Origin of the sequence: Rhodopila sp., from assembly GCF_035548095.1 — a bacterium.
Taxonomy (GTDB): Bacteria; Pseudomonadota; Alphaproteobacteria; order Acetobacterales; family Acetobacteraceae; genus Rhodopila.
In genome coordinates this window covers 48,547-70,283 of sequence record NZ_DASZUV010000032.1, presented here as the reverse complement: position 1 = coordinate 70,283, position 21,737 = coordinate 48,547, and the positions used below count along the sequence as shown (strand labels likewise).

The following is a 21,737-nucleotide window of genomic DNA, read 5'->3' as shown; positions in this document are numbered from 1 at the left end:
TCGCGGCGAAGGGAATGGAACCGGTGCCGGGTGCCGCGCGCCGGCGGGTGACCGACCGCGCCCCGCCACGACGGGCATGGGCCTGCCATCCCTGGCTGTGTCGAAGCCGCGCTGTTCCGGACGGAGTCCTCGGTTGGCAAGCCGTGAACGGCAGGTCCGCAGCCGCCCCCGCAGCCGCCCCCGCAGCCGCCAAGACAGAGGAGGGGGCCGGGGCTGGTCCCGCACGTCCCGCCCCGACACTAGCCGTCCCCCAGATGCGCCAGCAGCAGCGCCTTGGCCTTCGCCAGCAGCGGCGGCGGCAGGGTTCGGGTGCGGTCCAGCGCCAGCAGGTTCTCCGCCCCCTCCAGCGTCTTCAGCTCGTCGCGCAGGCCGGGCAGTCGGTCCAGCATGGCCTGGCAATAGGCTGCCGCGCCCTCCTCCAGATCGGCGGCACCGACCTGGCCGATCGCCGATAGCAGCGGCCCCGCCGCCGCGTCGTCCCGGCCGGGCGGCGAGACCTCGACGGACAGGCTTTCGATCCACACCCGGTCGAGGCCGGCGATCTCACCGCGCAGCCTTTCCCTCAGATCCGCCGGTGCGCGGCCGAGCGCCGCGGCGGCATCGGAGGTGCCGGTCAGGCGGATGCGGGCGGCGAGCAGGCGGTCCTCCGCCTCGGCCGCCGCCGCCGCCAGGCTGGCCCGCGCCAGGGCCAGGGCGGCATCGGCGTCCGCTGCGCCGGAGACATCCACCGCCAGCGACGCCCAGCGCACCGTGTCGAAGGCGACGAAGGCCGGCGGCGAAACGGTCCGGTCGTCGGCGACCGAAACGACATAGGCGCCGCGCGGCCCGGTCTCCCGCACGCTGCGGCCTTGCAGGTTGCCGGGATAGATGATCCAGGGATTCACCGACAGTTCCGCGCGCGTATGGACATGGCCGAGCGCCCAGTAGTGGTAGCCATGGGCGCGCAGGTCGGCCAACGCGCAGGGGGCGTAGTTCTCATGCCCCTGCCGGCCATCGACGTTGGTGTGCAGCACGCCGATATTGAACAGCCCCGGCTCTGGCGTCGGATAGTTGCGGCGCAGGTCGTCGCGCACCGCGGCATTGGCAAAACCCTGGCCGTGGATGGCGACGCCCAGGCGGTCCAACCGGAGCGTCTGCGGCCTGCGGTGGTCCAGTTTCACCGCCGGCTCCGGCAGGCGCAGATCGCGGGAGAGGACGCTTTGCGCATCGTGGTTGCCGCTGATGGCGATGAACGGGATGCCAGCCTCCGACAGCCGCGCGACCTGGCGGATCAGGAACTGGCCGGTGCGCCAGTCCGGCCATTCCCCGTCATACAGGTCCCCGGCGGCGATGACGAAGTCGACCCGCTGATCCAGCGCGTAATCGACCAGCGCCTGGAAGGCGTCGCGCGTCGCCGCGCGAATCCGGTCGGCGGGCGCGTCGGGATCGGCTTCCAGCCCGCGCAGGGGGGAATCGATATGCAGGTCCGCACAATGGATGAACCGGAAGGAGGCCATGGCGGCATTATAGCCGAGTCGCCGCCGGCCGGCCTCCATCGGCTTTGGCGATCAACTCTGGCGATCAACTCTGGCGACCGGCTTTGGCGATCGCTCCGTCGACGATCGCCAAAGCCGATGGAGGTCCGCCGTCAATGCGCGGTCAGCAGCTCGCCGCGCCGTTCCGGGCTGAAGCGGATGATGATGACGATCGCCACCGCGATCACGCCGGCGACGACGGCCAGCGCAAAGGCGTAGTCGCCATCATGGCTCGCGGCGAGCCTGGCCTGGAACGGCCCGTTGTATGAGGCGAGGAAGTTGCCCGCCTGATAGACGAAGGCGGGGATGGTGGCGCGGGCCGCGCCGGGTGAAAGCTCGTTCAAATGGGCCGGGATGATGCCCCAGGCGCCCTGCACGGCGATCTGCATGACGAAGGCGCCGACGCCCAGCATGATCGGCGTGGTGGAATAGGCCCAGAGCGGCAGCGCGGGCAGGGCGATCAGCGCGGCGATGGTGATGCCGTTGATCCGGCCGATCCGTTCCGACACCGCGCCAAAACCCAGGCCGCCGATGATCGCGCCGATATTGGCGACGATCGCCAGCAGGCTGACGGTATGCGGATCGAAGTCATGCTGCCGCTCCAGGAAGGTCGGATACAGGTCCTGCGTGCCGTGACTGAACAGATTGAAGCACATCATCAGCACGACCATGTAGATCGCCAGGCCCTTGTTCTCGGCCAGCGTGACCCAGAGATTCGGCTTGTCCAGGTCGCGCGCGGCCTCGAAGGCCGGGGATTCCGGTACCGCGGCCCGGATGAACAGCACCATGAAGGCCGGCAGGACGCTCAGCAGGAACATCGCCCGCCAGCCGATGACGATGCCGCCGATCGTCTGGCCGTACAGCAGGCCGTAGGCGATGGCGGCCAGCAGAAAGCCGCTGGGATAGCCGCATTGCAGGATGCCGGAGACCACGCCGCGCGACCGCGGCGGGATGGATTCCATGGCGAGGGAGCTGCCGAGCCCCCATTCGCCGCCCATGGCGATGCCGAACAGGGCGCGCAGGACCAGGAACACCGTCAGGTTGGGGGAGAAGGCCGCCAGCGTGCCGAGGATGGAGTAGCACAGGATATCGAGCATCAGCGCCGGCCGGCGGCCCCAGATGTCGCCGATGCGGCCGAAGATGAATGCCCCGACAAAGCGCATGGCAAGTGTCAGGAACAATGCATAGGCAACGTCCGGCACGCCGACGCCGAATTCCTTCGCGATGTCCTTCAGGACGAAGGTCAGTATGAAGAAATCGAAGGCGTCGAGCATCCAGCCGAGGAAAGCCGCGATCACGGTCCTCTTTTGTGCGCCCGTCAGCCCCATCGGTCCGCTCCGTCTCAGCGGAACCCGCCGGCGGCGGGCCCTGCCCGGACCCTAACCCTGGGGTCCGCCGCGCACCAGTCCGTCATGACAGGGTGTTCGCGGGGATGGCATGGGAAAAACGCGCCGTTACGGGGGCTTTCACCACGTGTCCCAAGCCGGCTCGGCCGGCCGCTCGCGCACACGTGACACGCGGGGCCAACACCGCGCCGGTGGCACGGTCGCCGGCTCCGCGCGTCGTGTCGCCGTTTCCCGGCCGGACCAGGGCGGGCGGGGCGCCCGCTCGAAAAACTGTCATCAAGTCCCGCTAGGGTGCCGCGGCCCGCGACCAGCCCGAAGGCCACCCCTGCCATGACGATCCATGATGCCGACTCCAGCCTCGACCTCAGCCGCCGCAAGCTGCTCGCCGCCGCCGGCATCGGTGGCGGCCTCATCATGGCCGCGTCGCCAGCCGCCGCCGGACAGGTCGAGGTCGTGCCTGACACATCGGGCAAATCCGCCGCGGCCGACTCGAGCCGGCCTGGATCGGATCCGGTCGCGACACCGCCCGTGGCCGGCCTGCACCTGCAGTTCGGCGCCGACGCATCCTCCATGATGGTGGTCTCCTGGCACACGCTGCAACCCGTCCACCAGCCACGGGTCCTGCTCGGCCACCTGGACGGCAGGCTCGAGCAGGTCGTCACCGCCGAGACCGTCAACTACACGGACGGCAAGTCGAACCAGACGGTTCACGCCCATCACGCGAAGCTCGGCCAGCTCCGGCCGGACACCGCCTATCTGTACGCGGCGCTGCACCACGGCGCCGACCCGCAATTCGGTACGTTCCGCACCGGCCCGCGCGGACGGGCCCGCCTCACCTTCACCAGCTTCGGCGACCAGGGCACGCCGACCGCGGGCAAGCGGTTCGCGCCGCCCCCCGGCGTGACCCTGGCGCGCGAGGTGTTCGTGAATGACAATCTCGGCTCCCCGGCGGCTGGCGACACCACCCTGGGGGTCGAGCGGCTGCGGCCCCTGTTCCACCTGTTCAACGGCGACCTGTGTTACGCCAACCTGGCCGAGGACCGGGTGCGCACCTGGTGGGACTTCTGGACCAACAACAGCCGCAGTGCCCGCAACCGGCCATGGATGCCGTCACCCGGCAATCATGAGAATGAGCTGGGCAACGGCCCGATCGGCTATCGCGCCTACCAGACCTATTTCTCCCTGCCGCCGGCATCCGGCCAGACCGAGCTGACGCGTGGGCTGTGGTACGCGTTCACCGTGGGTTCGATGCGGGTGATCAGCATCGCCAACGACGATGTCACCTACCAGGACGGCGGCGATTCCTACGTCCGCGGCTATTCGCAAGGCGCGCAGAAGGCCTGGCTGGAGAAGGCGCTAGCGGCCGCGCGCAACGACCACGACATCGATTGGATCGTCGTCTGCATGCACCAGGTCGCGATCTCCACCGCCGACAAGTTCAATGGCGCCGATCTCGGCATCCGGCAGGAATGGGTGCCGCTGTTCGACAAGTACAACGTCGACCTCGTGGTGTGCGGTCATGAGCACCACTATGAGCGATCGCACCCGATCCGCGGCGCCGCACCGAACGCCACCCTGACGCCGGTCCCGGCCGCCACGGAAACCGGGGTGATCGACACGACCAAGGGCACGGTGCACATGGTGATCGGCGGCGGCGGAACGTCGCTGCCGTCCAACCAGTTGTTCTTCGATCCGCCCGCCTGCCGGGTGATCACCGCGGTGGGGGAGCGCGATCCGAAGACCGGGAAGCGCCCGCCCGTCTATGTGCATGAGGACGCGCCGTGGTCCGCGGTGCGGAACGCCGCGCATTCCTACGGCTTCGCGGCGTTCGAGCTGGACCCCGGCGCGCGTCGCGGCGACGTCACGACGATCAAGGTGACATATTACGACGTCGTCGGCGCGGACGGGCAGCTGGCACCGTTCGAGAGCTTCACGCTGCGCCGGCCGCGGCGGGACTGATGCGCGATTCACGCCCTCTCACCGCCGGCTTCAGGCGATCGCGCCCTGAGCCATGGCGGATGCGGCCGGGACACCGATCCTATCGCAACGCCGGCAGCACCTCGGTCTCCAGCAGCCGCCGGGAGGTGGCGGCGTCCGTTTCGGACACGCCGCGCAGGGCGCCGGTGATCGCCACCCGGTCCAGGCCCAGGGCGGCCAGCCCTTTCAACCGGCTGATGCACTGCTCCGGCGTGCCCGTCACCGCGAACCGGTCGATGAAATCCGGCGTCAGCACCGCCGCCTGGGCCGAATCCCCGCGCGTGTGCGCCTTCATATCGTACGCATGCCGCAGGTCGTGCAGCACCGCCCGGTCGGTTTCGCTGACCGGGCCGCTGGCCTTGCCGTGCATGACCGAGAAGCGGGCGAAGGTCGTCAGCCCGCCCTTCACCAGGGACCGGGCGACCTCGATATCCGGATTGCAGCCGACATTCAGATAGGCGCCGAAACGCATGCCGTCCGGGTCCAGGCCGGCCTTGCGGCGCGCCTCCCTGGCGGTCTCGATCCCCCAGGCGATCCGCTCCTCATCCGCGCCCAGCGCGAACATCACCCGGTCGGCGTGGCGCGCGGCGATGGCGATGACGGTGGGTCCGCTGGCGGCCGCCTCGACCTCCACCTTGCGGCCGGCACCGATCCAGTCGATGCGGCTGGCCGGCGGTGCGTCGGCAAGTTCCAGCCCGGCCAGCGGCGGCGCGACCCCAGGCGGGATGTCGATCTCCTCGAACGGCACCGCCTCGCCGCGCAGATAGGCCTGCAATTGCCGCAGGTAGCGCGCGAACACCGCCGGCTTCGCGGGCGCCCGCCCCAGATGGGCCAGCGCGGAATCGCCGCGGCCGATGCCCAGCACCGCCCGCCCGCCGGACACGCGGTCGACACTGGCGATGGCGCAGGCGGTGGCGGCGGCATGGCGGGTGACGCAGTTGGTGACGCCGGTGCCCAGGCCCAGCACCGAGGTCGTGGTCGCGGCCATGGCCAGCGCGACATAGGGATCGCCGGACAGGTTCTGCGAATCCACCACCAGGAACCCGTCCCAACCGGCTTCCTCGATCCGCGCGGCGGTCCGAGCGCTACCGCGCGGCGAGGCCACGCCCGTGATCCAGAATTTCATCGATCCGACTCCATGGAGATTTTCCGCCATCCCCGCCTTCTGATACGAGGCACCTGACACGGGGTATCTGATACGGGGTATCCCGACACTGACCCGTCCTGTCTGATTCGTCACGGCCGGCGAGGGGAGCCGTGCCTTCCGGTGGCGCCCTTTCAGAACTCGGGGGAAACGATCATGCAGGCGCTCATGGCTGAAGCGACACAAGGCTGGAGCCTGGCCCGGGCGCCCCGCCTGGACGGGAAGATCGCCGTCGTCACCGGCCCCACCAGCGGCATCGGCTACTGGACGGCGCTGGGCCTTGCCCGGCTTGGCGCCGACACGGTCCTGGCCGGGCGCGATGAGGCGCGTTGCGCCCAGGCCATGGCGCGCATCCGCCAGGCCGTTCCGGACGCGACGCTGCGCGTGCTGCGCCTGGACCTGGCCAGCCTGGATTCGGTCGCCGCCTTCGCCCAGGCCGCGGTCCAGGCCGGGCAGGGGCGGATCGACATCCTGGTGAACAACGCCGGCATCATGGGGCTGCCGAAGCGGCAGGTGACCACGGACGGGTTCGAGCGGCAGATGGGCGTCAACTATCTCGGCGCTTTCGCGCTGACGGCGCGGCTGAAGGACGCGGTATGCGCCGCGCCGGGCGGCGGCCGGGTGGTGAATGTCGCCTCGGTCGCGCATCGGCGGGTGACGCTGGACCTGGACGATTTCCAGGCGGAACGGACCTATCAGCCGCGCGTCGTCTATGGCCGCACCAAGCTGGCGATGCTGATGTTCTCGCTGGAGCTGCACCGGCGGTCGGTCGCCGGCGGGTGGGGGCTGCGGAGCATCGCCGCCCATCCCGGCTGGGCCCGGACCGAGATCGTGCGCAACGGCATGGGCCGCGGGGTGAAGGGACGGCTGGCCGATTTCATCTTCAACCGCGTCGCGCAGCCGGGGCGGGAGGGCGCGTTGCCGTCGCTGTTTGCCGCCACGGCACCGGAGGCGGTCGGCGGCGGGTATTACGGGCCGAGCGGATGGAATGAGACACGGGGCGCACCGGGCCCCTCGCGGATTTATCCGCAGGCGCGGGATGCGGCGGTGGCGAAGGCGCTGTGGACGCTGTCGAAACGGCTGACCGGCGTATCGTTCGGAGCCTGAGGCCGCTGGTCGCCTCACGGCCATTGCCCTGTCCGCTCTGTCCGTTTCGCTATGTCCGTTTGGGCCGGTGCAGGAACGTCATCGACGCATAGGCGCCGACCCAGGAGCCGATCGCGGCGAACACGACATAGATCCAGTTGCTGGTGAAATTGATCACCGCGAAGGCCGACAGCAGATACCAGATGCTGCTCCAGGTCGCCGCCGGCACACGCCGCTTTGCCGCGACGGCGGAGGTGAACATCACATACACCGCATCCGTCCCCGCCGTGGCCAGCACCACCAGCGCCGCCGTCAGCGGATCGATCGGCGGCAGGCTCATAGTGCCGCCCGGATCATTTCGAACGCATGCCGCACCGCCTCGGCACGGATGGCGGCGCGGTCGCCGGGAAGAATCCGCCGCTCCGTCACCGTCGGCGCGCCCCGCCGCGCGAGGCCGAAACAGACGAGGCCGACGGGCTTCGCGGCGGTGCCGCCGTCCGGTCCGGCCACGCCGGTCACCGATACGGCGATCCCGGCACGCGAACGGTTCAGGGCGCCATCCGCCATGGCCCGCGCGACCTCCTCGCTGACCGCGCCGTGCTGCTCGATCAGGGGCATCGGCACCCCGATCATTTCGTTCTTGGCTTCGTTGGAGTAGGTGACGAAACCCCGGTCCAGCACGTCCGAGGATCGGGCGATCGCGGTCAGCGCCCCGGCGATCAGCCCGCCCGTGCAGCTTTCCGCCGTCGCCAGCATCACGCCCCTGGCGCGGCACGCGGCCAGCAGGGATTCGGCTTCGGCCAGGGTGGATGCGGGCAGCATGGTCAGGCTCCATGGGCAACAGGGAAGGCGGGAAGCCTGACCCGGCGGCCGCGTTCTGTCCATCACGCCGGGCTCTCCGACAAGGCCATTTCCCCAGGCGCCGCCGACCTGGGGACGGCCCTTGCCGCGAAGGTCCCCACCCGGGACCGTTTCGCTCGCCACCGCCCGGCCGACGCTCATGCCGCGGTGGCGTCCTCATTGCGGCTGCGGAAATAGCCGCGCAGGCGGTCGCGCAGCGCCGGCTTGCGGTCGGTCAGCTGCCAAAGCCCCTGCCAGTCCCGCTTGATGTCGCGCGCCGGATCGAAATCGTTGCGCCACAGGATCTCCTCCCGCCGGACATAGCCGCGGTCGCGCTTCGGGCCGTGGAAATGGTGCAGCAGCAACCCCTCGACGCAGCCGATATTGCGCAGGATGTGGCGGTCCGCCCGCTCCTGCCACGCCGCGCACCAGGTGGTGTAGGTCGGGCAGCGGCGGGTAAGGTCGCGGCTGAGGCAGCTTTCCACCTGGCCGAGAAAGGCGCAGGCCATGTAGCGGTCGGCGGAGCCGACAACGGCGAAGTCGATCAGGCCGCCCAGATGGTCCCAGGCGTCGCGGCGGCAGGCCCAGGCATAGCCTGGATGCCAGCGGCCATAGGCGTCCGGCCGCACGTCGCGGTCCTGGCCGGTCCCCGCCTGCCGCAGATACTGCGCGACGAAGCCGTCGAAGCCGCTCAGCGGCTCATGCCGGGGGCCCAGATCCAAGGCGTGGGAGAACATCTGCACCACGCTGTAATGCTGCAATTGCTGGATCGTTTCGGCGACGATATCGGGGCGCGCGAAGGTGACGTCGGCGTCGATCCAGGCGACGTATCGCCAATCCGCCGGCAGGCGGGCGACACCGAGGTTGATCAGGTTCTCCTTGTGCCACAGCTCATGCGCGGTGCGCAGGCGGATATGGCGGGGATTGCCGTCCTCGGTCACCTCGAACGGCCGGTCGCCGTACGCCGCCTCCACCGTATACAGCTCGGCGCCGGCATCGGTGATGTGTCTGGCGAAGTCGCGATACAGGCTGTAGCGGGACCGGTAGCGTACCGGGTTGACGATGGGGGCGATGACATACAACGGCGCGTCAATGGGCTTGATGGCTGACATGCTGGGAGATTCCGAAAGGGAGCGCGTGACATAACCGGCGATAAGGACAGGCGGCCGGCGGGATGTTCTTTGAATGTTCTCCTATTACCCCGAGCGCCATGGGCGGCGCAACAGGAAAATTTCCTGCATCGAGAGAAAGATCAGGGCGCCAACGCGGCCCCGGCCGGCCGCCTCGGGTCCATCGCACCCGACAGACGCGTGCCGGCAGCGCCAGGCTCCGCGGCGAAATCGATGCCGGCGGGCTTTCCCGCTGCCCGGGCGAACCCGGTGGCGATCAGGGCCGCGGCGCCCCAGGGCGCCTGTTCCTCGATCCGGTAGCCCTGGGCCGCCAGCAGCGCGCGCGTGTCGGGCGACAGGCCGCGGCGCTCGACGAACAGGATGTCGGGCAGGCCCTGCATGTGGATGCGCGGCGCGTCCACCGCTTCCTGAGGCGCCATGCCGTGGTCGATCATGTTCAGGATCACCTGGGCAACGACGGTGATGATGCGCGACCCGCCCGGCGAGCCCAGCACCATCCGCAGCCGCCCGTCCTTCAGGACGATGGTCGGCGTCATCGACGACAGCGGGCGCTTGCCGGGGGCGATCGCATTCGCCTCGCCCTGCACAAGGCCGAACAGGTTCGGCGTGCCGGGCTTGACGGTAAAATCGTCCATCTCATCGTTCAGCAGAAAACCGGTATCGCCGGCGATCACCCCGGCGCCGAAGCCGCCATTGATCGTGAAGGTCACCGCGACCGCGTTGCGGTCCTTGTCCACCACGGAGAAATGCGTCGTCTCCGGCTTCTCCGCCGCCGTCGCCAGCGCGGCGGAGGGCGTCGCCCGGTCCGTGATCCGCGCCCGGAGGGAAGCGGCATGCTCCCTGGACAGCAGGCGGTCGAGCGGATTGTGCACAAACGCCGGATCGCCCAGGAACCGGTTGCGGTCGAAAAAGGCCAGTCGCATCGCCTCGGCCATCACGTGCACCGAACCGGCGCTGGCGAAGCCCATGCCGTGCAGGTCGTAGCCTTCCAGAATGGCCAGGATCTCGCACAAGGTGGTGCCGCCCGAGGAGGGCGGCGGCGCCGACAGGATCGTATAGCCGCGATACGCGCAGGAGAGCGGCGCGGAGTCGGTGACGCGGTAGGCGGCGAAGTCGGCCGCCGTAATGATGCCGCCGCCGGCCCTGGCGGCGGCCTCCACCGCCCGGGGAATGGCTCCGGCGTAGAAGGCATCGGGTCCTCGATCGGCGATAGCCTCCAGCGTGGCAGCCAGCAGAGGCTGCCGCAGCGTCTCGCCCGCGGTGTAGGGAGTGCCGTCGGGATGGAGAAACTGGCGGGCGGCGTTCGCGTCCTGGCGCAGCAGCCGTGCGCCCCGCGCCAGGACAGCGGCATCCGCCCTGGTCAGCACGAACCCGTCACGCGCCAGGCGGATCGCCGGCGCCATCACGGTCATCCGCGGCAAGGTGCCGTAACGCCGCAGCACCGTGTCGAGTCCCAGCACCGTGCCGGGCACCGCCACGGCTTTCCAACCGGTCAGGCTGGCGCCCCGGACCGGGTTGCCGCCGACGTCCAGGTACATGTCGCGCGTCGCCGCCGCCGGAGCGGTTTCCCGAAAATTCAGGAAAACGGCTCTGCCATCGGCCATCCGAGCGGTGAGGAAGCCGCCGCCGCCGATATTGCCGCAGCACGGGTTGGTGACCGCCTCGGCATAGCCTATCGCCACGGCAGCATCGATGGCGTTGCCGCCGCGGCGAAGGATCTCGACACCGGCCGCCGCCGCCAGCTGCTGCGCGGCGACGACCATGCCGCTCTCCGATTCCACCGCCGGGGGAGACGCGGCGAGGGCAGGATCGGCGACGACGGCCAGGAGGAGGGCAGCCACGGCACTCCGCCACCGGCCTCCGCCGACCATCACGGCCAACCCCCGCCACGGCGAGGGCATACTGGCCGGCGCCCGCGGGCACGACGGAAGGCAGGACCGAGCGCTGGTGGCGTTGGCGCTCGGCATCGGCCTCACCTCCGGGGTTACAGCACGGCCTGGATCGACTCTCCGACGATCTGCACGATGCGGTCCAGCGTCGCGGCCGGTGTCGACAGCGGCGGCGCCAGGCACAGCACATCGCCGCTGGCGGGCGGCCCGTCCGCCGCCGCTCGGACACGCAGGATCAGCCCGCGCTCCGCCGCCTGTGCCACCACCTTGGCGCCGAGACCCTTCGCCGGCTTCTTGCTGCCCTTGTCCTCGACCAGCTCCAGCGCGGCCAGCATGCCGATGCCGCGCACTTCACCCACGCAGGACAGGCTCGCCAGCGTCTCCAACCCGGCGCGGAAGCGGTCACCCTCGACCCGGGCGCGCTCCACCAGGCCTTCCTTGTCCATGATGTCGATATTCGCCAGGCCGACCGCGCAGCAGACCGGATGGCCGGAATAGGTTGCCGCGTGCATGAACTTCTCATCCGCCGGGGCCGATTGGATCACGTCGTGCAGCTTCCTGGAGATGACCACGCCGCCCAGCGGCAAGTAGCCCGAGGTGACACCCTTGGCGAAGCTGAACAGGTCGGGCTCGACGCCCCAATGGCCCATGCCGAACCACTGGCCGGTGCGGCCGAAGCCGGTAATGACCTCGTCGGCGATCAGCAGTACGTCGTGGCGGTCGCAGATCTGGCGCAGGCGGGGGAAATAGGTGGCTGGGGGCACGATCACGCCGCCCGATCCCATCACCGGTTCGGCGATGATGGCGGCGATGGTGTCCGGCCCCTCGGCCTGGATCAACGCCTCCACCGCATCGGCCGCGCCGATGCCGGCATCGCCGTTGCCCGGCCAGCGGTACGGATAGGGCGGCGCCACCTGCTTGAACTCGGGGATCATCGGGCCGAACATCTTGTGGTAGTTCGGCAGGCTGGTGGCGCTCATCGCCCCCATGGTGACCCCGTGATAGCCGTAGCGGCGGGAGATGATCTTCACTTTCCCCGGCTTGCCCAGGCGCTTCCAGTGATAGCGGGCGAACTTGAACGCGCTCTCGTTCGATTCGGCGCCGCTGGTGGTGAAATAGACCGCCGCGCTGTTGGAATAGGCCAGGCCGACGATCCGTTCCGCCAGCCGCACCGCCGGCTCGTTGGTGTAGCCGGCATAGGCGGAGGCGTAGTCCAGCGTCTCCATCTGCTTCGCCGCCGCGGCCGCCAGCTCCTTGCGGCCATGGCCGATATTCACGTTCCACAGCGCCGACAGCCCATCGATGAAGTCCTTGCCGTCGGCGGTGCGCAACATCGCACCCTTGGCCGAGACGAAAATTTTTGGCGCGGCGTGGTCCTGCGGATGATGCAGCGGGTGGATCATGAACCGGTGGTCGGTCGACACCAGCGCATCGCCGGTCAGCGAAAGATCGTTCATCGCTCGCACCTCTTTTCTATGACGGCGGCAGGCTAGAGCATGCAGCGGTGCGATAGAAGCGCCGGCATGCACAATGGCATGCACAATGGCCCTGGCGGGTGAGGGGCGAAGGCACGCGGCCGCTGCGGAAATTTTTCTTGAACCGGGACCGGATGCGACTTATGGTTGCATAGAACATTAAGAGAACAACGGTCATCCCGCCATGTCATCACTGTCGCATCTGCCCACCATCGTCGTCGATATCACCATCGCCTTCCTGCTGCCGCTGATCCTGCCCGCCGCCGGCGGAGACAGGGTGGCGGCGGAGGCCGGAGTGCGCGCCCTGCTGGCGGGGTACCAGCCCGCCGACGTGCATGAGTTGAACCTGGCCGCGCAGGTGGTGGGCCATTATCTGAAAAGCCTGGGCCTGCTGGGCGAGTCCGCCGCACAGATGGCATCGCCGCGCCAGGCGGAAACGGCGATTCGCCTGGCATGCAGCACCGCCAAGATCGCGGAGAAGGCGGAAACCATGCTGGAACGCCGGCAGGCGCTGCGGCGTGCCGAGCAGCGCGCCGACGGGTCGGCCACGGGGCCGGCGGAAACGGTGGCGGGCATGTCGGCCTCGCAGGAAGCCGCCGCGGACGGGATGGTGTTGCCGAAGGCCGAGCGGCTCGGCCCGGCGGCTGCCGGCCCTTCGATGCCGGCCACTGGCGAGGTCGCCGGAGCAACCGAGACCGAGACGGAAGCAGCCACCGCGGCACCAGACGCCGCCGCGACGGCACCGGGCGACGGGCCGGCCGCGGAAGCGGACCCGGTGGCCGAGGCGGAGGCGAAATTCCGGTCCGCCACCCGTCTGCTGCATTTGATGAAGGCGCACCACAAGGGCGCCCCGCCGCCGCACAGCCAGGCCGCGCAGCAGATCAAGGCGCAGGAGCGGGTGGTGAACATGGCACGCCTGAGCCTGGAACAGGCCCGTCGCGGCCAGGCGGCGGCGGAAACGGCGATGATGGGCGCGGGATAGGGATAACACCGCCGCTTCCCCGGAGATCGGCATGAGGTCGCGCAAGGTCAGCCGCGTGGCATGACCGACGCGCCCCCGTTTCCGCCGCCCCGAAGCTGTGCCACGCTGTCCGGAACCTCATAGGGAGAGAAACGGATGCAGATCGGCGTGGTCGGCCTCGGCCGGATGGGCGCGAATATTTCCCGCCGCCTGATGCGGGCGGGCCATGCCACCGTGGTGTGGGACGCCAATGCCGATACGGTCCGGGCGCTGGGCCATGACGGCGCCACCACCGCGTCCGACCTGACCGATCTGGTCGCGAAACTGTCCGGTTCACCGCGCGCCGTCTGGGTCATGCTGCCGCACGGCAAGATCACCGAGGATACCATCGCCGCCCTGGCCGGTCTGCTGGCCCCTGGCGACATCATCATCGATGGTGGCAATACCTACTACAAGGATGATGTCCGCCGCGGAAAGACGCTGGCTGAAAAGGGGCTGCGCTATCTCGATGTCGGCACCTCGGGCGGTGTCTGGGGGTTGCAGCGCGGCTATTGCCTGATGATCGGCGGCGATGCCGATGCCGTGCGTCACCTGGACCCGATCTTCGCCGCGCTGGCCCCCGGCATCGGCACGATCGAGCGCACGCCGCATCGGGAGGGCCGCGATCCGCGGGCGGAACAAGGCTATATCCATGCCGGCCCGGTGGGCGCCGGCCATTTCGTCAAGATGATCCACAATGGCATCGAATACGGCATGATGCAGGCGATGGCCGAAGGGTTCGACATCCTGCGCAACCGGGCATCCGCGAAACTGCCGGAGGCGGAACGGTTTGACATGAACCTGGGTGACATCGCCGAAGTCTGGCGCCGCGGTTCCGTGGTCACCTCCTGGCTGCTGGACCTGACGGCGCAGGCCATGGCCAAGGATGAGCACCTGGAATCCTTTTCCGGCACCGTCGAGGATTCCGGCGAGGGCCGCTGGACGGTGGAAGCGGCGATCGAGGAAGCCGTGCCGGCCGATGTCCTGGCCGCGTCGCTGTTCGTCCGCTTCCGCTCCCGCCAGGACCATACCTTTGCCGAAAAGGTGCTGTCGGCGATGCGCTTCGGCTTCGGCGGCCATGTCGAACCGCCGAAGACCTGATCGCTCATGAGCGGCGGCATTCCGATACGCGGCGACATTCCGATACCCGGTCGTGGCGAAGCGGGCTCGTCCGGCGGAGAGTCCGGTACCGCCCGCCCGCATTGCACGATCCTGGTCATGGGCGTGTCCGGCAGCGGCAAGACGACCATCGCGGCCGCGCTGGCCCAACATCTGGGCTGGCCATTTCTGGAAGGCGACGATTTCCACCCGCCGGCCAACGTGGCGAAGATGCGCGCCGGAACGCCGCTGACGGATGAGGACCGGTGGCCCTGGCTGCAGGCCATCGCCGACCGGCTGGATACGCTGAAGGACCAGGGACAATCCGCGGTCGTCGCCTGCTCCGCATTGAAACGGGCCTACCGGTCGGTGCTGCTGGACGGCCGTGCGGACAGCATCCTGGTCTTTCCACGCGGATCCCAGCCGCTCATCGCCGATCGCATGCGCACCCGGCATGGCCATTTCATGCCCGCCGCGCTGCTGGACAGCCAGTTCGCCACGCTGGAGGAACCGGGGCCGGACGAACACCCGCTCGTCATCGATATCGACGGGTCACGAGACGAGGTCATTGCCAGGGCCCTGGACGGCGTGCGCCGGCGGCTTGGCCCATCATTGTCTTGACGGAACCATCCTCATCGCAGGGCGATCATCATCAACGCGAAGGAAACGCAACATGCCCCAGGTCTTCGCCTCCTACCCCAGTCTGCGCGACAAGGTCGTGCTGGTGACCGGCGGTGCCAGCGGCATCGGCGCCGAGGAAGTGACGCAGTTCGCGCGTCAAGGCGCCAGGGTCGCGTTCCTGGATATCGCCACCGAAGCCGCCGGCGCGCTGATCGGCAACCTGCACGAGATGGGGCTGCCGCCACCGCTGTTCCTGCCCTGCGACCTGCGCGATGTCACCGCCTTGCGCGCCGCGATCGAGGAGATCGGTCGCCGCCTGGGCGCCATCACCGTGCTGGTGAACAATGCCGCCAACGACCAGCGCCACGACTGGGAAGACGTCACCGTCGAGTACTGGGATGAGCGGATGGCGACCAACCTGCGCCACCAGTTCTTCGCCATCCAGGCCGTGGCGCCAATGATGAAGGCGGCCGGCGGCGGTTCCATCATCAATTTCGGCTCGATCTCCTGGCACGCCAGCGCCGGCGGCATGCCCGCCTACACCACCGCCAAGGCCGGCGTGGAGGGATTGACCAAGGGCATGGCCCGCGACCTCGGGCCGTTCAACATCCGGGTCAACTGCGTCATCCCCGGCTGGGTGATGACGCAGCGGCAGATCGATCTGTGGCTGACGCCGGAGGCCGAGGAGAACCTGCTGCGCATGCAGTGCCTGAAGACCAAGCTGGTGGCGGCCGATCTTGCGCGGATGGTGCTGTGGCTGGCGGCCGATGACAGCCGGATGTGCACCAGCCAGCTCTGGGTGGTGGACGCCGGACGGATGTAGGCGTCGCCCGACCGGGTTGGGAATGCCGGATGGGTTGGGAATGCCGGACGGGTTGGGAATGATGGGGATAACCTGGGTTATGCGGCCAAAAGGCCCTGGATGCCCACCTGTCTCGGGACGACATTCGTATGTGGGACCTGTCATCAACAGGGACATCCCGACCGCCGACTCGCCGGGAAATCCGGCCGGTTCAGGGTTATCCACAGGATATCGCGGTCTCCTACAACGGCCCCATCCCATCCGCGCTGCGCGCGCGTTTTCGGAATCATTCATTGATCGACAAATTCCAGCCGCGACCTCCGTGACGACCACAGGCTCAGGCTTCGGACAGACAACCGATTGCATCCCGAGGCAGCCGCGATTAGGGTCCGGCTCCGACGCGGGTGTAGCTCAATGGTAGAGTCCCAGCCTTCCAAGCTGGCTGTGCGGGTTCGATTCCCGTCACCCGCTCCATCCCCGCATCCCATTTGACACCCGCCCCTAAATCCACGCATCCTCGGATAACCGAGGGGTGTCCCGCCAGAGGGGCTGAGATATCGACAGAACCGGAGCAACCGGTGGTGCGATGACCCTTGAACCTGAACCGGGTCATGCCGGCGGAGGGACGGGATTGTCTCCTGCAGGGACTGTTTCCGCCGTCAGCCGACCCGCCACTGACGATGAAGGAGAGGTCCATGACGGTCCAGTCCAAGTCCGCCGCCCGTCCGAGTTCGGTGACCACCGGACCGATCGCCGGTTCCCGGAAAATCTATACGAGTCCGGAAGGCCGGCCGGATATCCTGGTGCCGTTCCGGGAGATCGCGCTGGACCCGTCGGCGAAGGAGGAACCCTATCGCGCCTATGACTGCTCCGGCGTCTACACCGATCCGTCGGTGACCATCGACCTGGAGGCCGGCCTGCCGCCGGTGCGCCGGGAGTGGCTGGCGCGGCGCGGCTTGGACCGGGTGACGGCGCGCGCGGTGAAGCCCGAGGACAACGGCAACATCGCCGTCGACAAGCTGGTGCCGGCCTGCCCGGCGGAGCATGTCGTCTATGGCGGCAAGCCGGGGCAGCTGGTCACCCAGTATGAATTCGCCAAGGCCGGGATCATCACCGAGGAGATGATCTACGTCGCCCATCGCGAGAACATGGGCCGGCAGACGATGATCGACGGTGCCGAGGTGCGGGTCGCCGATGGTGAAAGCTTCGGTGCCGAAATCCCGCCCTTCATCACCCCCGAATTCGTCCGGTCCGAAATCGCTCGGGGCCGCGCGATCATTCCGGCCAATATCAATCATCCGGAGCTGGAGCCGGTCATCATCGGCCGCAACTTCCTGGTGAAGATCAACGCCAATATCGGTAATTCGGCGGTGACGTCGGGCGCGGCCGAGGAGGTGGAGAAGCTGGTCTGGGCCATCCGCTGGGGCTCCGACACCGTCATGGACCTGTCCACCGGCCGCAACATCCATAACATCCGTGGCTGGATTCTGCGAAACGCCCCGGTTCCGATCGGCACCGTGCCGATCTACCAGGCGCTGGAGAAAGTGGACGGCGACCCCACCAAGCTGGATTGGGAAGTGTTCAAGGACACGCTGATCGAGCAGGCGGAGCAGGGCGTCGACTACTTCACGATTCATGCCGGCGTGCGGCTGAAATACGTGCCGCTGACGGCGCGGCGCGTCACTGGCATCGTCTCCCGCGGCGGTTCCATCATGGCGAAATGGTGCCTGTCGAAGCACAAGGAATCGTTCCTGTATGAGCGCTTCGATGAGATCTGCGACATCATGCGCAAATATGACGTGTCGTTCAGCCTCGGCGACGGCCTGCGCCCCGGATCGAATGCCGACGCCAACGACGCCGCCCAGTTCGGTGAGCTGGAGACGCTGGGCGAGCTGACCAAGGTCGCCTGGGACAAGGGCTGCCAGGTGATGATCGAGGGCCCCGGCCATGTGCCGATGCACAAGATCAAGATCAACATGGACAAGCAGCTTCGCGAATGCGGTGAGGCGCCGTTCTACACGCTGGGCCCGCTGACGACCGATATCGCGCCCGGCTACGACCACATCACCAGCGCCATCGGTGCGGCGATGATCGGCTGGTTCGGCACCGCCATGCTGTGCTACGTCACGCCGAAGGAGCATCTGGGTCTGCCCAACCGCGACGACGTGAAGACCGGCGTCATCACCTATCGCATCGCCGCCCATGCCGCGGACCTTGCCAAGGGTCACCCGGCCGCCAAGCTGCGCGACGACGCGGTGTCCCGCGCCCGCTTCGAGTTCCGGTGGGAGGATCAGTTCAACCTGTCCCTCGACCCCGACACCGCCAGGCAGTTCCACGACGAGACCCTGCCGAAGGAGGCGCACAAGGTCGCGCATTTCTGTTCCATGTGCGGTCCGAAATTCTGTTCTATGCAGATCACCCAGGATCTGCGCCAGGAAGCCGAACGGATGGCCGGGATGGAACAGAAGAGCGCGGAATTCGCCAAGAGCGGGCAGGAGATCTACTTGCCGCAGCAGGCCGCGGAGTAGTCGCGCATGTGCCCCCGCATGCGCTGATGAGCGACCCGCGGCGCGCGCTGGAGGCGATAGGCCAACTGCCCGATGTCGAGATCGACATCGGTTCCGCGGCGTTACAACTTGCCCGCGTCGACGCGCCCGACGCGGACTGGCTGGCCGCCGAACGGCACCTGTCGGATCTGGCGAGGGATGCGGTCGACTTGGCCAGAGCCTTCGCCGGCGCTGATGTTCATGAACGGGCGGCGGCGCTGGCTGGCCTGCTGGTCGATAGCTATGGCTATCGTGGTGACACCGACACCTATGACGACCTGGCCAACGCCAACCTGATCCGGGTGATCGAACGGCGGCGCGGCCTGCCGGTCGCCCTGGGCGTGCTGTGGCTGCATACGACGCGCTGTGCTGGCTGGCGGTGCCATGGGGTCGATTTCCCGGCACATTTCCTGATCGCGCTGCAGGAGACCGGGCAGCAGGCCGTGCTGGACGTGTTCGGCGGCGGACAGGTTCTGGGCTCGAAGGAGCTGCGGGCGCTGCTGCGTCGGGTGGAGGGGCCGGATGCCGTCTTGCGGCCCGGCCTGCTGGTGCCGATGAACACCCGTCGCGTCCTGCTGCGGCTGCAGAACAATATCATGACCCGGCGCCTGCAGGCCGGTGATATCGAGGGCGGGCTGGGCTGCACCGAGGATATGCTGCTGATTGCCCCCGACCAGGCGGAGCTGTGGCGTCAGGCTGGTCTGCTGAACCAGAAGCTGCACAGGGTGGCCGCCGCCGCCGGCAGCTATCGCCGGTTCCTGGAACTGGTGCCAAAAGGGGCCACTGCCGATGCCGTGCGGGCCCAGCTGGATATCTTGAAGACGATGCTGAATTGAGGTCAGGCTTCGTCGCCTGGCCGTTCGTCACCTGTCCGTTCGTCGTCTGTCCGTTCGTCGTCTGGCCGGCGGCGAGTGGCCAGCAGAGCCGTCACCCGCAGCGCGGATGCCAACGGCCGGTCCGGCGTTCTGTCGGCATCGACGGATGCGACGAGCATGGACAGTGTCTGTCCCCGGGCCTGGGCGAGATCCGTCAGTGCGGCCCAGAATTCCGGTTCCAGTGCGATGCTGGTCCGGTGGCCGGCCAGGGTGACGCTGCGCTTGGTCAGCATGGGTCTGCGGTCACCTGGTCTCGATCAGTGCCTTATCCAGCTCCGGATTGGCAGCCGGCGTCCGTGTCGCGCGCGTTTCGACACGATATCAGGATCGCAAGAGCGCGATTCATGTCTTCTCACCGCCGGCTTCAGGCGATCGCGCTCCAGCCTATGGGTGCCCGTCAGGCGGCGTCAACCATTGCGACAGCCTGGCGCCGTGAAACCCTCGCGGTCATTGCTGAGGTGGTGTCCACCGAGGCGGTGGTCGAAGCGGAACATCAGGACCGTCCCGCCTCCGATGCGAAAGCAGAGCGGCCCATGGCCGGCTTCCTGCAGCGTCTCGATGATCAACAGCGCGGGACCGATCGGGCCGCGCCACGTGTCTCGTCCGACGGGCAGGCTGGGGCTGCGGCTCATGCACTCATTTTCCCGTTCGGCGCCGGATCATCGCCAGCGAACCGTTGATCGCGGCCGGATCGGCGTGCCACGCTCCGCGGTGATGGCCGGCAATAATCCGGCACAGGGAGGAAACGTTCGTGACAATCACCAAAAAACGCCGGCCCAGGCGGGATTGGACCCGGCTGTCTGCCGTCGTCGGAGCTGCCATCCTGCTTATTGCAGCCGTCTCGACCGGGGCGCTGGCCGACGAAGCCCCGAGACGCGGCGGTATCCTGCGCATCACCCATCGGGACAGCCCGGCCTCCATGTCGATCCATGAGGAAGGCACGATCTCGGTCAACTTGCCGATGATGGGCGTGTTCAACAACCTGGTGATCTTCGATCAGCATCAGCGCCAGAACAGCCTGGACGACGTCGTGCCTGAACTCGCAACGAAATGGGCCTGGAGCGAAGATGGGAAGACGCTGACCTTCACGGTGCGCCACGGTGTCACCTGGCACGATGGCAAGCCGTTCACCGCGGCGGACGTGAAATGCACCATGGACCTGCTGCAGGGGAAGGCGAAGGAGAACCTGAAGCTCAATTTTCGAAAGGGCTGGTACGCCAATATCCAGGATGTCCGGGTCGAGGGGGACGATCTGGTCGTCTTCCGGCTGAAGGAGCCGCAGCCGGCGTTGCTGGCACTGCTCGCGTCCGGCTTCACGCCGATCTATCCGTGCCACGTCTCCCCACGCGACATGCGGCTGGCGCCGATCGGCACCGGTCCGTTCAAGTTCGTCGAATATAAGGCGAACCAGGGCATCAAGCTGACCCGGAACCCCACCTATTGGAAGCCCGGCCTGCCGTATCTGGACGGCATCGAATACACGATCATCACCAGCCGTTCGACCGCGATCCTGGGCTTCACCTCCGGCAAGTTCGACATGATCTTCCCCTATGAACTGACGGTGCCACTGGTCGGCGATGTGCAACGGCAGATGCCGGACGCGGTCTGCGACATCTCACCCATGAACGTGGCGGCGAACCTGCTGATGAACCCGGTGCCGCCGTTTGACGATATCGAGGTGCGGCGGGCCGTCGGCATGGCGATCGACCGCAAGGCGTTCGTCGATGTGCTGACCCAGGGCAAGGGTGACGTTGGCACCGCCATGCAGCCATTGCCGGAAGGCCGGTGGGGCATGCCGGCCGCGATGCAGGCGACGCTGGTCGGCTACGGCGGCGATCTGGCCGATCGCCGCGCCAAGGTTCGGTCGGTGATGGAGGCGCATGGCTATGGCCCGGACAAGCGGCTGAAGGTGAAGATGGCATCGCGCAACCTGCCCACCTATCGCGACGCGGCGGTGCTGCTGATCGATCAGCTGAAGGAAATCTATATCGACGCGGAGCTGGAGATCGTGGAAACCGCGCTTTGGGTACCGAAGCTGGTCCGCCGCGACTATCAGCTGGCGCTCAGTCAGGTCGGCAACGGCGTCGACGATCCCGATCAGAACTATTTCGAGAACTATGCCTGCGGGTCGCGCACCTATATGGACTACTGCAACAAGGAGGTGGACGCCCTGATCGCGCAACAATCGCGGGAGCGGGACCAGGAGAAGCGCAAGCTGATCGCGTGGGAGATCGATCGCCGGCTCACCAATGATGCGGTGCGGCCGATGCTGTATTATCTGCGCGGCGGCACCTGCATGCGGCCCGAGGTAAAAAACATGACGATCATGGTCAACAGCATCTTCAACGGCTGGCGGATGGAGGATGTCTGGCTGGCGCGGTAGTCCGGCCCAGC

At 67.9% G+C, this 21,737-nt stretch carries 19 protein-coding genes, 1 tRNA gene and 1 riboswitch; of the genes, 11 read left to right on the top strand and 9 right to left on the bottom strand.

Annotated features, from left to right (window positions below; translation table 11 throughout):
• Nucleotides 1–239: 239 nt before the first annotated feature.
• Nucleotides 240–1,496 (bottom strand): metallophosphoesterase family protein, encoded by a 1,257-nt coding sequence (locus VHC04_RS22770; protein ID WP_325685037.1) that lies wholly within the window; start codon nt 1,494–1,496, stop codon nt 240–242.
• Between the two features lie 131 nt (nt 1,497–1,627).
• Nucleotides 1,628–2,812, bottom strand: coding sequence for an MFS transporter (locus VHC04_RS22765; RefSeq protein ID WP_325685036.1), 1,185 nt, complete (start codon nt 2,810–2,812; stop codon nt 1,628–1,630).
• Nucleotides 2,813–3,190: 378 nt separating this feature from the next.
• On the opposite strand from VHC04_RS22765, the gene VHC04_RS22760 reads away from it, so the two are divergent.
• Entirely contained in the window at nt 3,191–4,819 is a 1,629-nt protein-coding gene (locus VHC04_RS22760) for a fibronectin type III domain-containing protein (RefSeq protein WP_325685035.1), read from the top strand.
• 79 nt (nt 4,820–4,898) lie between these two features.
• Here the strand turns inward: VHC04_RS22760 and VHC04_RS22755 are convergent, their stop codons facing one another.
• Nucleotides 4,899–5,963 (bottom strand): LLM class flavin-dependent oxidoreductase, encoded by a 1,065-nt coding sequence (locus VHC04_RS22755; protein ID WP_325685034.1) that lies wholly within the window; start codon nt 5,961–5,963, stop codon nt 4,899–4,901.
• Between the two features lie 174 nt (nt 5,964–6,137).
• On the opposite strand from VHC04_RS22755, the gene VHC04_RS22750 reads away from it, so the two are divergent.
• Nucleotides 6,138–7,088, top strand: a complete 951-nt coding sequence (locus VHC04_RS22750; RefSeq protein ID WP_325685033.1) for an oxidoreductase — start codon at nt 6,138–6,140, stop codon at nt 7,086–7,088.
• Between the two features lie 49 nt (nt 7,089–7,137).
• On the opposite strand, the gene VHC04_RS22745 is transcribed toward VHC04_RS22750, so the two are convergent.
• From VHC04_RS22745 to VHC04_RS22725, 5 genes are all read right to left on the bottom strand, one after another.
• Nucleotides 7,138–7,407, bottom strand: coding sequence for a hypothetical protein (locus VHC04_RS22745; RefSeq protein WP_325685032.1), 270 nt, complete (start codon nt 7,405–7,407; stop codon nt 7,138–7,140).
• Nucleotides 7,404–7,889 carry a CinA family protein gene (locus tag VHC04_RS22740; RefSeq protein WP_325685031.1) on the bottom strand — a complete coding sequence of 162 codons (486 nt, stop codon included), beginning with the start codon at nt 7,887–7,889 and terminating at the stop codon, nt 7,404–7,406. The genes VHC04_RS22745 and VHC04_RS22740 overlap by 4 nt, the downstream gene beginning before the upstream one ends.
• A 176-nt stretch (nt 7,890–8,065) precedes the next feature.
• Nucleotides 8,066–9,019, bottom strand: coding sequence for a hypothetical protein (locus VHC04_RS22735; RefSeq protein ID WP_325685030.1), 954 nt, complete (start codon nt 9,017–9,019; stop codon nt 8,066–8,068).
• 140 nt (nt 9,020–9,159) lie between these two features.
• Nucleotides 9,160–10,878, bottom strand: a complete 1,719-nt coding sequence (ggt, locus tag VHC04_RS22730; protein ID WP_325685029.1) for a gamma-glutamyltransferase — start codon at nt 10,876–10,878, stop codon at nt 9,160–9,162.
• Between the two features lie 143 nt (nt 10,879–11,021).
• Nucleotides 11,022–12,383, bottom strand: coding sequence for an aspartate aminotransferase family protein (locus VHC04_RS22725; RefSeq protein WP_325685028.1), 1,362 nt, complete (start codon nt 12,381–12,383; stop codon nt 11,022–11,024).
• A gap of 202 nt (nt 12,384–12,585) precedes the next feature.
• Between VHC04_RS22725 and VHC04_RS22720 the strand changes: the two genes are divergently transcribed.
• The 7 genes from VHC04_RS22720 (at nt 12,586) to VHC04_RS22690 (ending at nt 19,304) form a co-directional block, all read left to right on the top strand.
• Complete coding sequence (locus VHC04_RS22720) at nt 12,586–13,383, top strand: hypothetical protein (RefSeq protein ID WP_325685027.1); 798 nt, start codon at nt 12,586–12,588, stop codon at nt 13,381–13,383.
• 135 nt (nt 13,384–13,518) lie between these two features.
• The gene (gene gnd, locus VHC04_RS22715; protein ID WP_325685026.1) at nt 13,519–14,502 is read left to right on the top strand and encodes a phosphogluconate dehydrogenase (NAD(+)-dependent, decarboxylating); all 984 of its coding nucleotides are present in this window, start codon (nt 13,519–13,521) and stop codon (nt 14,500–14,502) included.
• Between the two features lie 6 nt (nt 14,503–14,508).
• Entirely contained in the window at nt 14,509–15,120 is a 612-nt protein-coding gene (locus VHC04_RS22710) for a gluconokinase (RefSeq protein ID WP_325685025.1), read from the top strand.
• 52 nt (nt 15,121–15,172) lie between these two features.
• A complete protein-coding gene (locus VHC04_RS22705; RefSeq protein WP_325685024.1) occupies nt 15,173–15,943 on the top strand; it encodes an SDR family NAD(P)-dependent oxidoreductase in 771 nt (256 codons plus the stop codon).
• Nucleotides 15,944–16,322: 379 nt separating this feature from the next.
• Nucleotides 16,323–16,396 (top strand) — tRNA-Gly (locus VHC04_RS22700).
• 44 nt (nt 16,397–16,440) lie between these two features.
• A riboswitch (TPP riboswitch) is annotated at nt 16,441–16,565 on the top strand.
• A 52-nt stretch (nt 16,566–16,617) separates the two neighbouring features.
• On the top strand, nt 16,618–18,450 hold the full coding sequence (gene thiC, locus VHC04_RS22695) for a phosphomethylpyrimidine synthase ThiC (RefSeq protein WP_325685023.1): 1,833 nt from the start codon (nt 16,618–16,620) through the stop codon (nt 18,448–18,450).
• Nucleotides 18,451–18,476: 26 nt separating this feature from the next.
• Nucleotides 18,477–19,304 (top strand): SirB1 family protein, encoded by an 828-nt coding sequence (locus tag VHC04_RS22690; RefSeq protein WP_325685022.1) that lies wholly within the window; start codon nt 18,477–18,479, stop codon nt 19,302–19,304.
• Between the two features lie 2 nt (nt 19,305–19,306).
• Here the strand turns inward: VHC04_RS22690 and VHC04_RS22685 are convergent, their stop codons facing one another.
• Nucleotides 19,307–19,576 (bottom strand): ribbon-helix-helix domain-containing protein, encoded by a 270-nt coding sequence (locus tag VHC04_RS22685; protein WP_325685021.1) that lies wholly within the window; start codon nt 19,574–19,576, stop codon nt 19,307–19,309.
• Nucleotides 19,577–19,687: 111 nt separating this feature from the next.
• Between VHC04_RS22685 and VHC04_RS22680 the strand changes: the two genes are divergently transcribed.
• Both VHC04_RS22680 and VHC04_RS22675 read left to right on the top strand, forming a co-directional pair.
• On the top strand, nt 19,688–20,023 hold the full coding sequence (locus VHC04_RS22680; RefSeq protein ID WP_325685020.1) for a hypothetical protein: 336 nt from the start codon (nt 19,688–19,690) through the stop codon (nt 20,021–20,023).
• Between the two features lie 71 nt (nt 20,024–20,094).
• Nucleotides 20,095–21,726: an ABC transporter substrate-binding protein gene (locus VHC04_RS22675; RefSeq protein WP_325685019.1), complete on the top strand. Its 1,632-nt coding sequence runs from the start codon at nt 20,095–20,097 to the stop codon at nt 21,724–21,726.
• Nucleotides 21,727–21,737 lie beyond the last annotated feature (11 nt).

What these genes read in the sequence shown, in the direction of transcription:
- VHC04_RS22770 (WP_325685037.1), bottom strand. Translation starts at nt 1,496, where the DNA reads ATGGCCTCCTTCCGGTTCATCCATTGTGCGGACCTGCATATCGATTCC.
- VHC04_RS22760 (WP_325685035.1), top strand. Translation starts at nt 3,191, where the DNA reads ATGACGATCCATGATGCCGACTCCAGCCTCGACCTCAGCCGCCGCAAG.
- VHC04_RS22755 (WP_325685034.1), bottom strand. Translation starts at nt 5,963, where the DNA reads ATGAAATTCTGGATCACGGGCGTGGCCTCGCCGCGCGGTAGCGCTCGG.
- VHC04_RS22750 (WP_325685033.1), top strand. Translation starts at nt 6,138, where the DNA reads ATGCAGGCGCTCATGGCTGAAGCGACACAAGGCTGGAGCCTGGCCCGG.
- VHC04_RS22745 (WP_325685032.1), bottom strand. Translation starts at nt 7,407, where the DNA reads ATGAGCCTGCCGCCGATCGATCCGCTGACGGCGGCGCTGGTGGTGCTG.
- VHC04_RS22740 (WP_325685031.1), bottom strand. Translation starts at nt 7,889, where the DNA reads ATGCTGCCCGCATCCACCCTGGCCGAAGCCGAATCCCTGCTGGCCGCG.
- VHC04_RS22735 (WP_325685030.1), bottom strand. Translation starts at nt 9,019, where the DNA reads ATGTCAGCCATCAAGCCCATTGACGCGCCGTTGTATGTCATCGCCCCC.
- VHC04_RS22725 (WP_325685028.1), bottom strand. Translation starts at nt 12,383, where the DNA reads ATGAACGATCTTTCGCTGACCGGCGATGCGCTGGTGTCGACCGACCAC.
- VHC04_RS22720 (WP_325685027.1), top strand. Translation starts at nt 12,586, where the DNA reads ATGTCATCACTGTCGCATCTGCCCACCATCGTCGTCGATATCACCATC.
- gnd (WP_325685026.1), top strand. Translation starts at nt 13,519, where the DNA reads ATGCAGATCGGCGTGGTCGGCCTCGGCCGGATGGGCGCGAATATTTCC.
- VHC04_RS22710 (WP_325685025.1), top strand. Translation starts at nt 14,509, where the DNA reads ATGAGCGGCGGCATTCCGATACGCGGCGACATTCCGATACCCGGTCGT.
- VHC04_RS22705 (WP_325685024.1), top strand. Translation starts at nt 15,173, where the DNA reads ATGCCCCAGGTCTTCGCCTCCTACCCCAGTCTGCGCGACAAGGTCGTG.
- thiC (WP_325685023.1), top strand. Translation starts at nt 16,618, where the DNA reads ATGACGGTCCAGTCCAAGTCCGCCGCCCGTCCGAGTTCGGTGACCACC.
- VHC04_RS22690 (WP_325685022.1), top strand. Translation starts at nt 18,477, where the DNA reads ATGAGCGACCCGCGGCGCGCGCTGGAGGCGATAGGCCAACTGCCCGAT.
- VHC04_RS22685 (WP_325685021.1), bottom strand. Translation starts at nt 19,576, where the DNA reads ATGCTGACCAAGCGCAGCGTCACCCTGGCCGGCCACCGGACCAGCATC.
- VHC04_RS22680 (WP_325685020.1), top strand. Translation starts at nt 19,688, where the DNA reads ATGTCTTCTCACCGCCGGCTTCAGGCGATCGCGCTCCAGCCTATGGGT.